Source organism: Synechocystis sp. LEGE 06083, assembly GCF_015207725.1.
Taxonomy (GTDB): Bacteria; Cyanobacteriota; Cyanobacteriia; order Cyanobacteriales; family Microcystaceae; genus Synechocystis; species Synechocystis salina.
Map to the genome: position 1 here is coordinate 1 of NZ_JADEWJ010000477.1, position 1,010 is coordinate 1,010.

1 protein-coding gene is annotated in these 1,010 nt (G+C 45.5%); it reads left to right on the forward strand.

Features of this window, described 5'->3' with window-relative positions:
- Positions 1-104: 104 nt before the first annotated feature.
- A partial coding sequence (locus IQ219_RS19855; RefSeq protein WP_194073771.1) for a HAMP domain-containing sensor histidine kinase occupies positions 105-1,010 on the forward strand: 906 nt, incomplete at its 3' end.

Genomic DNA, 1,010 nt, shown 5'->3' on the forward strand with positions numbered 1-1,010 from the left:
CTTTCCAAGAAGCCCAAAATCGATTTAAAAATCCCCCTAGTGGCCATAATTAGCTTAGGTTCTCCCAAGGCCATGGCCACAAAAAATTGGAGTGATCACCATCCATGTTCAGATTGGTTCAGGGGCAGGCTCCCCATACCCTGCACACGTTGGGAACGGCGGCGGCGGTTAATTGGTTTAAGAGTATTTGTCTGATTTTGGCTGATAACCAGATTCAGTGCAGTGTTTGGGCTAAGTTTAGTGGGCAATCTCCCTGGCAAACGGCGATCGCCGACTATAGTCAAACGGGGTTGTTGAAGCATTTATATTGGTGTCGTCCCGGGGATGAGCCAGGGCCGGTGGCGGGGTTGAGGTTGGACCTAAAAACAACCATTAGTCCATTGCTTTTGGAAGTTGATACCCATTGGCAGGGGGAAAGTTTTTTCTGTTTTCTCAGTGCCGAAATTAGCCTCTTAATTTTGCTGAATGAATCCCCGGAAAACCCCAAGGTGGTCAATATTTTACAAAGCTTTTCTCCACGGGTGATTGGGCATTATTTAAATCAATTAAAACAATTATTAGTGGTGGCGGACGATTTGCCAGTGGATTTGTTCGCACCGGAGAAGCTGCCCTCCAGCACTGATTTGGATTTGGTTAATCAACTGGTGCAAGGGATGGGACCACCGCTCAAAAAAATTACGAGTAATGATAATAAGCAGCCGAATTATACGGCGATCGCCAACTCCTTTGTGGTTAATTTGATTCGGGAATTGGGTATTCCCCTCACCAATACCAAAACAGCACTGCAATTGTTGGAATCTTTTCAACAAAAAAAGGAAGCCCGCCAGCGATATTTAGACTTAATTAGACAAAATTGTGATCGCCAAACTGATTTGATCACCGGTTTGCAGGCGTTGTTGGAAATTGATGCCACTGCCCCCTCCCCGGAATCAGTGTCAATTGCCGATTGCATTATGGGGGTAATCGGTATTTACCAACCCATCGCTGCAGAAAAATCAATTACCTTGAAC